Annotated in this window: 9 protein-coding genes and 2 pseudogenes; all 11 read right to left on the bottom strand. The window is 35.3% G+C overall.

Going from position 1 to position 7922, the window contains the following annotated elements:
* Positions 1-110: 110 nt before the first annotated feature.
* Positions 111-401, bottom strand: a pseudogene (locus AMD01_RS06600) (ATP-binding protein); the annotation flags it as partial.
* Positions 402-475: 74 nt separating this feature from the next.
* Entirely contained in the window at positions 476-1156 is a 681-nt protein-coding gene (locus AMD01_RS06595) for a Mu transposase domain-containing protein (protein ID WP_053400630.1), read from the bottom strand.
* A gap of 97 nt (positions 1157-1253) precedes the next feature.
* Positions 1254-2222, bottom strand: a pseudogene (locus AMD01_RS24675) (IS3 family transposase); the annotation flags it as partial.
* Between the two features lie 86 nt (positions 2223-2308).
* Entirely contained in the window at positions 2309-2656 is a 348-nt protein-coding gene (locus tag AMD01_RS06580; protein WP_053400628.1) for a hypothetical protein, read from the bottom strand.
* A 20-nt stretch (positions 2657-2676) separates the two neighbouring features.
* A complete protein-coding gene (locus tag AMD01_RS06575; RefSeq protein WP_169775938.1) occupies positions 2677-3246 on the bottom strand; it encodes a deaminase domain-containing protein in 570 nt (189 codons plus the stop codon).
* Between the two features lie 560 nt (positions 3247-3806).
* The gene (locus AMD01_RS06570) at positions 3807-4169 is read right to left on the bottom strand and encodes a hypothetical protein (protein WP_053400626.1); all 363 of its coding nucleotides are present in this window, start codon (positions 4167-4169) and stop codon (positions 3807-3809) included.
* Positions 4170-4190: 21 nt separating this feature from the next.
* The gene (locus tag AMD01_RS06565) at positions 4191-4517 is read right to left on the bottom strand and encodes a hypothetical protein (protein ID WP_053400631.1); all 327 of its coding nucleotides are present in this window, start codon (positions 4515-4517) and stop codon (positions 4191-4193) included.
* 221 nt (positions 4518-4738) lie between these two features.
* A complete protein-coding gene (locus tag AMD01_RS06560) occupies positions 4739-5371 on the bottom strand; it encodes a pentapeptide repeat-containing protein (RefSeq protein WP_053400625.1) in 633 nt (210 codons plus the stop codon).
* Entirely contained in the window at positions 5359-5892 is a 534-nt protein-coding gene (locus tag AMD01_RS06555; RefSeq protein ID WP_053400624.1) for a hypothetical protein, read from the bottom strand. Before AMD01_RS06555 ends, AMD01_RS06560 begins: the two co-directional genes overlap by 13 nt.
* A 1009-nt stretch (positions 5893-6901) precedes the next feature.
* Positions 6902-7375 (bottom strand): hypothetical protein, encoded by a 474-nt coding sequence (locus tag AMD01_RS06550; RefSeq protein WP_053400623.1) that lies wholly within the window; start codon positions 7373-7375, stop codon positions 6902-6904.
* Positions 7376-7729: a CdiA C-terminal domain-containing protein gene (locus tag AMD01_RS23440; protein WP_211263386.1), complete on the bottom strand. Its 354-nt coding sequence runs from the start codon at positions 7727-7729 to the stop codon at positions 7376-7378.
* Between the last annotated feature and the right edge of the window lie 193 nt (positions 7730-7922).

Here is a 7922-nt window from a genome sequence, read left to right as displayed (position 1 = left end):
AGGCAATCAAGTGCTTTAAGTTTATAAATATTTGCAAGTTTTATAAGTTATTTTAGTATTGACAGTATGACATCTGTGACCGTCAAGTAGAATGACACAATTTTTGCTGATTAATTTGAAACACTGTGTTCCCCAAAAATCGTTTTTCGATGTTTCATTCTCCAACTATCTTCATTCAAATGAACGATTTCTACTCGATGTAAGATCCGGTCTAGAATAGCTGTAGTAATAGCTTGGTCACCTAAGAGTTCCCCCCATTCTTTTGGTCCTTTATTGGATGTAAGTATGATGGAGGATTGATTGTAAAGGTTATTAATAAGATGGAAGAACATATTGGCTTCCTGTTTATTCATTGCCATAAACATTAAATCATCGATGATGACCAAATCTGCTTCTCTAATTAATTCAGGCAATCATTCAGCTGTCTCAGCTAAGCGAAGGCACCTTAATAAGTTTTGGACCTCTTGAAGCTGATTCAACTTAGATCACCATCTTCCAAAAAGACAGTATACGCATCAATATTTCTTTTTGGTGCTTCTGTTTCCATAGCCCATCCAGATGTACTGTTTAAAGGTGAAACAATCTCAGCTCTATCAATCGCTGTATCATGAGCCTGCCGTTGTCGCTTAATGTATAAAATGATATCGCTAAAATCTGTCGCACTGTATAAGTTTCTTTTAACACATTCCATGAGAGCTTCTGATAGAAGGTGACCAGTGTGTTGTTTTGTTTCCTTAAATATCATTTGTAATTGGTCACGAATGTACCTGGGGTATTTTTCCCGAAGTTTATCCAGGTAATGATACGCAGCTTCTGTTTCTTTAAATTGAGTCGCTACTGTATCAATAAATGCATCAATTCCTTTTGTACGATCTCTTGTATGTTTTCTGTCCTTTATTAATTGACCTTTCCCATTTGGAATCTGATGTTTGGCCAGAAGTTCTCCTGTCTCAGATGTATAGATTAATAGCTCTCTGTCTTTTGTTTCTTTTATTGAGACAGTCTCATGCTTATGAAAAGTTCCAAGTGGAAGAGAGTACCTATTAGATAAATACCGTATGGTATTGTCCTTGTGGACACTTCTTGTTATACTGTTTTCATGTTTGTTTAGGAAATGAATGTTTCCTGAGACTGGTCTTAGGTGTTGCTTTTCCAAGGAGAACACTTCGACCGGTCTTTTTTTGTGGTGTTATGGATTTTTCTATTACCTGTCCGATGTAACCATCTCCATCCTTGTTCATTCCAGGAATCAAGATGCAGGCATTATCATAAGGGCAGCCTTTCTGGCTGAAAGACTGCTTCATCTCGTATTCGTGGACATGCTGAGTAAACTCGCTACTCGTGTATGGTGAGCCAAGATCCGTATGAAGAAGTAAGCCCTTTTCGGGCTTTTGAGCAGTGTAAGCGTTCCTAAGTGCTTCTATAGCCAGTTCGGATGTCATAGAACGGGAAAAAGAATAGCCAACCATTTTTTTAGAATGCAAATCTAATACAGATGCTAAATAGCACCCAACCATCTTTTACCGTAGGGATATACGTACTATCTGCCACCCATTTCTCGTTAATGGTCTGTGTAGAGAAATCTCGTTTTAACAGATTATCTAGCTGTATAACCTTTTCTTTTGACGGATAAGGACGGTATTTTTTCTTTGTGATCGAACGAATTCCTGCCTTTTTCATTAAGCGTTGAACACGCTTTAGGCTTAGGTAACACCCGTTATTTACTAAAGTCTGATGAATTTTGGGAGCACCATAACGTGCCTTACTTTTCACATGAATTCGTTGGATTTCTTTCGTCAGCTTCTGATTTTCCTGTTCACGGTTTGATAACGTCTTCTTGAACGAGTGGTAGTAGCTACTTCTTGGAATCGTTAACACTTCGCACATTTTCTGAACGCTGTATGGTCCTTTATATGTCTCGATAAAATGGTTGAGCTCTTCTTCTGTCACTTTTTTGCGAATATGGCCATAGCCTTTTTTAAAATATCTAGTTCTTGTTTTAACCGAAGGTTTTCCTTCTGAATTTCAGCTAATTCTTTGGGTGTTAGAGAGCCTTCCTCTGAGCTGATAGGTGTGAATGCCTTCACCCATTTATAGATTGTTACTTCTGATACGCCATATTCGCTGCTTAAATCTTTAACCGAGTTTCCTGCATGATATAAATCCACAATCGTTTTCTTAAACTCATCATTGTATGTTTTGCCTGCACGTTTACGTTCCATTTCGGACACATCCTCTCAAAAGTCATTGTAAGGACTTAATTAAATGGTGTCCATGAAACTATACTAACTCTACTAATTTTTCCTTACTATAAAATTTTATTAACATCCTTAGATTTCTTTTTAAATCTTTCGATGTCTAATAAAATTTGTTTTGTATTTTCAGAAACTACTTCCTCTTTAGTAGGTATTGATTCGAGTTCATTTATCATACTCATTAACTCAGCTTTAATATCTTCACGAAGATAATTTCTTTCAATACTCAAAAGTGCAATTCTTAAATATATAACTAATTTCTCAACCTTACTATTCACTATCCCCCTATAGTATTCTTCAAGAAGTTTTTCAGTTACTTGTGAAATAGATAAACCTTCATTTAAAAATTCATTAAAATCTTCTATGACATATTGATTAAGCTCTTCATAACTACTCAACATTGATTTTTATACATTCCCTTCTAATCTTTAAATTCTCCCGAGTATACATTTAATTTGATATTCGGATATTCTTTTCTAAACTGCAAAATTATATCTGTACAACTTCCACAAGCAGGTAACTCCGTAAATAAATCAATTGTTCCCTTAACAGTCTTATCATCGCCTAATTGCCTTGATATATCTTCAAGGATTTTACGTTCAGTATCATTAGCTCTTAAGAACGCATTTGGTGCATCTGTTTCTCCTTTGTGGTTAACTGACTTAGCTGGAAATTTACCTTCACCAATGACATATGAAAAACCACCTTCATATTCTTTATGAATTCTACTATGCGCTTTAAATTCTGACTTAAGTCCAGAAATATTAACATCCGCTACTGCAACGTTACCATATTTCTTATATTTTGATGGTAAATTATCACGGATAGCCTGGGTCCTTTCTTGATATTTATCTACTTTTTGTGTATATGAAAGATTACCCGTACCCTTAGTACTCTCAACCCGCTCAATCTTTCGATTCCCATCGACCTTATACTGAGCGCCTTTTTTATTCTTCAGACTCTCTAGCTGCGCTTTTGAAACCTTCTCCACGACTGTACGTGGTTTAGGTGGATCTACAGATCGGCGGTTGTTTGCCGGTGGGGTTTCGTTTCTGTGACTCGGCAAATCATCCCCTTGACGACTGGCCGTCCAATAGCCTTCTCCTACCAGTCGATCTTCTAAGCTGTTTGGATTCCTTAAAAGTGCTTCAAGTTTTGTTTGCGTGCGATTTGCGATCGCTTCCGTATGACTTTTTGTAGCCTTAGATAACTTACTTAATTTTTCTAGCTTCGATACTTTGTAGCGTGGGCCGCATGCTGCATACCACCTGATACATCATCCCATGCATCCGCAAACGGCGCTAAGAATCCTAACTCTTCTCTTCTTTTCGCCTCTTCCGCTAACCGTTTTTTCTCAAGGGCTGCTTCTTTTTCTACTTTAATGAGGGCAGCGTGTGCTTTTCCCTCAGCTTTTTTGTGTAAGTAAAAACCGATTTACTCGGCAGTACGTAGCCCACCAACAAAAAAAGAAACCTTGAAAGGCATTTAGCCAATCAAGGTTTTTGAGAAAAAATTTAGGGAAGTTTGATATCACATTTCCATATATAATTATTAACCTTTGTATTTTAAGTCATGTTTCGCTAAATCAAGAGCAACAGCTAATTTAATTTGATTTTGCTTACTAAGCCCTCTTAAATACTGAGATATTGTTATAGTTTCGACTTTCGGCATTATTTCAGAATTATTACGCTCTAGTTCAATTTCTGATATAATGCTATCGTTTATTAGTATCTTATAAATATCCTCACCTTGTTCAGGTATCCAATAAATGATATATGCTGTAATCATTTCTGGATAAGAACATTTTATCACTTCTAGAAGCCTTTTTTTCTCTTCACTTTTGAAAAGTAACTGATTAGACTTAATAAGGAGTTCCCTAATTTCTTGTTCAGTTTTACTCCCAATAAGTTTCATAATTCATCCTCTCCAAACATTCTATTTTATTTTCCCTGGGGTTACTGTCACTAGGTTACCATGTTTATCGGTCAGAATAGTCATTGTAGATGTAGATTTAAAATTATTAAACTTGTCAAGTCCAATTGATTTATTTAAAGTGACTTCTCTTACATATCGAACACCGTCGGCACTATCTAGGCTTCTAATAACAGGAGATTTTACAATATCTTTGCTTGTTAGCAATGAGCGTAGTTCATCCTGAGAAATTGTGAACTGTGAAGCATTCTTATTAGAAAAATGCCTATCTATTACATGACCCCATCCATCATTACTTATATTAATGCGTGACTGAACAATAGGTGGCATTCCCTTCACTTTATCTATACCCTATGTTGATGTTGCAATCTTAAAATCTACAAATAAAAAAATTAGCCTTACCCTTACCAAACTACTTCTTTCTCTTGTACTACGGGTAATAAGCTGTTTTTTGCTTCATCATGCCATATATAATAAAAAGAAACCTTGAAAGGCATTTAGCCAATCAAGGTTATAATCACTTATATCCCAAAAGTTATTTTGCTCTTACTTTAATTGCTCATCACTTCTAACCACTTTCTAGCCTCTCCACCTATTAGAATATTTGGTTGTTCTGGTGTCCCAATATTAATACTTTTAATAAAAGCCTCTTCTAACCCTCGAACCCCTGTTAGTTTAGCTCCTTTTAGTAATACATTTTCAAACGTCGATTCGCTTACGTCTGCATTTTGAAGGTTTGCATGACGAAAATCTGCATGATCAAAAAGGGCTGCTACTAATTTTGCATCACTTAAGTTTGCACTATTAAAGATAGTTTCAATACAATCACTCTTAGCAAATCTTGTGTTTTGAAGGTTTGCGTTTGTAAAGTTTGCATAAGAAACATCTGCTTTATAGAAATCAGCATTTTCTAGATTAGCAAACACAAAGCTTGAAGAACAAATAGTTGAAGAATACATTTCTATATTAATCAAATGCATATTATTAAAGATACAATCTGTAATATAAGCTTGATTTAATGGATATTTTATTAAATCTACTTCGGTCAACTTTACTTCATCAAGAACTAACTTCTTGCCTTCTAACCCTAGAGAATCAAGCCAAATTTTATGTGATTCTAAAAGTTGAATTAATTCCTCTTTTTTGCGATTATTAATTATAATTCCTCCCTCTAAGGATACCAAATAATCTTGTCTGATATACCCTCTTTTTGTATTGCCTCTTTCAATTGCTTGGTATGTTCTGGGGTCAAATTCCTATCATCAAGTATAACATTGTGACCACGTTCAAACTCTTTCTTTATTTTTTTCATAGCGTTATCAACTGTAAAAGCACCTTTTTTGGGTGAAGTATGACCATTAGGATAAGATTCAAAGCTCTTTACATCCCATTTTTTCTCTGTAACAGTATCAATAAACTCTGCACCTTTATCAGCTTTTTGATCTCTAATAATTCTTCCTAAATCACCGCGACTTTCTAATTCTAATCCAATCTCTCTTTCTTTTATTCCTTGACCTTCAATTCTTCCTCCATGTGATGGATCTCCTGCTAAATCATCCAATTCTTTCTGTGTTCTTCCTCCAGTATATTTTACCGTACCCTTAGTACTCTCAACCCGCTCAATCTTTCGATTCCCATCGACCTTATACTGAGCGCCTTTTTTATTCTTCAGACTCTCTAGCTGCGCTTTTGAAACCTTCTCCACGACTGTACGTGGTTTAGGTGGGTCGACAGATCGGCGGTTGTTTTACAGGTGGGGTTTCGTTTCTGTTACTCGGCAAATCATTCGTTTGACGACTGGCATTCCAATAGCCTTCTCCTACCAGTCGATTTTCTAAGCTGTTTGGATTTCTTAAAAATGCCACGAGTTTTGTTTACGTTCGGTTCGCAATCGCTTCCGTATGACTTTTGGTAGCCTTGGATAACTTACTTAATTTTTTTAGCTTCGATACTTTGGGTACTTTGTAGCGTGGGCCGCATGTTGCACACCACCTGATACATCATCCCATGCATCTGCAAACGGCGAAAGGGACCCTAACTCTTCTCTTCTCTTCTTTTCGCCTCTTCCGTTAAGCGCTTTTTCTCAAGGGCTGCTTCTTTTTCTACTTTAATGAGGGCAGCGTGTGCTTTTCCCTCAGCTTTTTTGTGTAAGTAAAAACCGATTTACTCGGCAGTACGTAGCCCACCAACAAAAAAAGAAACCTTGAAAGGCATTTAGCCAATCAAGGTGTTTGCTTGGAAATCAGGATTAATTTCTCTTGATACAAAATATCATTATTTGTTTCTTCTAAAGAAGTAATTAGTCTAAATAAAGTATTTTTTCGCATAAACTTTTGGATTCAAAACTTTGATATCTCAAATTTAATCCAAGTACTCCTCAGCAATTTGTATACTTCTCTTTAAGTTTACGTCTGGGTATCGTTGATCTAGGCAATATAGTGATTCAATATACTTTTTACTTTGCAAATTATATGTCGCTTCTTCAAAAATCTCACTTAAAAATGAAAGTTCTGATTTTGTACAAACCTTTAAGAAACTCGAAGTTAAGTTTTCATCTTCACTTAGTAAAACAATTAACTCTTCCCATTTCTGCTCAATTCTTGGGTCATTTTCATCTAGTAATGCTTGTTCACATAAGGCCGCTCTAGCTATTAGGTAGATGTTAACTTCTTCTCTAATTATAATGGTTTTATTCGTTAATAATAACCAAATGCCTAGTTTGACAATTTTTCTTTAATGTAAGGATGTTGGAGAAAACTAAGCAAACTCTTGGTTAAATATTTTACCTGGTATTGATCTAAATCACTATTGACAATTAACTTACCATTCTCTTTTCTAAGTAATTGATCCGAACCGTTTTCTAAAAACAATAGATTTCCGCCAACTTGTCTCATAAGACTCCCAATAACTTTAAACAAAACTTCTATTCCTTGATAGAAAGTGTTATCAAATAATTGAACTCTAATGCATACATTTACATCTAAATCGTAATGCCTTCTAATAAAAGCTATGTCAGATATATCCTCTATTTCTAGAGCTAATGAAAAATACTCAATCCCAATAACTATTTCTTCTTCACTAATGTGAACAGTTATATCTTCGTTCACATACCCAACTATTATACTTCGAATAATTTCCGCCAGGGATTTACAACTTAAATTAGAGCTTAAAAACAATTCGTAATCCATTTATTTCTCCTCTCCAAATACTCGTGTAATTTTTCCGTCGTTCACAATAAGTAATTCTTTTAAGTTTTTCAAATCTCCATTTGGATTAGCTTTTCTTTGAATACCTTCAGTAATTTCAAGAATTTTCTCAGATGGAAAATTATCCACATTAAGAACAATTCTTTCTGCCTGTGTTTTTGTTTTATTTGTTATGGTCCTAAGGACATTATCTGTCTTCGTATTTGGTGTTGGGGAATAACAATCAAATACTTTGCCTTCAATGAGAAAATCTGGATTAGATGTTACTTTTATACCATGACCATTACCGCCATTTACTTCATTTAACATTTTTATTTCATAGCCCTTATTTGCCAAGAAATCTGCTGTTTCATTGTCTTTCTTAACACCATGTGAATCACCCTTTGTGTATTCTCCTTTTGGCTTACTACCCTTAGGTAATGACGGTTCAGTCAGATTAGTATTACCCGTACCCTTAACCCCACCACTATCTAAATTCCAGATCCTACTCTGAATACTCGCCTTTGAGGCATCTTGAGATTCTTAGAAT

The organism is Priestia koreensis, assembly GCF_001274935.1.
In the GTDB taxonomy this organism is placed as follows: domain Bacteria; phylum Bacillota; class Bacilli; order Bacillales; family Bacillaceae_H; genus Bacillus_AG; species Bacillus_AG koreensis.
Note: the sequence above shows the minus strand (reverse complement) of the source record. Positions and strands in the feature narration are given on the sequence as shown.

Coding starts and splice junctions, on each gene's coding strand:
- AMD01_RS06565 (WP_053400631.1), bottom strand. CDS start 4,517: ATGCCACCTATTGTTCAGTCACGCATTAATATAAGTAATGATGGATGG.
- AMD01_RS06580 (WP_053400628.1), bottom strand. CDS start 2,656: ATGTTGAGTAGTTATGAAGAGCTTAATCAATATGTCATAGAAGATTTT.
- AMD01_RS06570 (WP_053400626.1), bottom strand. CDS start 4,169: ATGAAACTTATTGGGAGTAAAACTGAACAAGAAATTAGGGAACTCCTT.
- AMD01_RS06550 (WP_053400623.1), bottom strand. CDS start 7,375: ATGGATTACGAATTGTTTTTAAGCTCTAATTTAAGTTGTAAATCCCTG.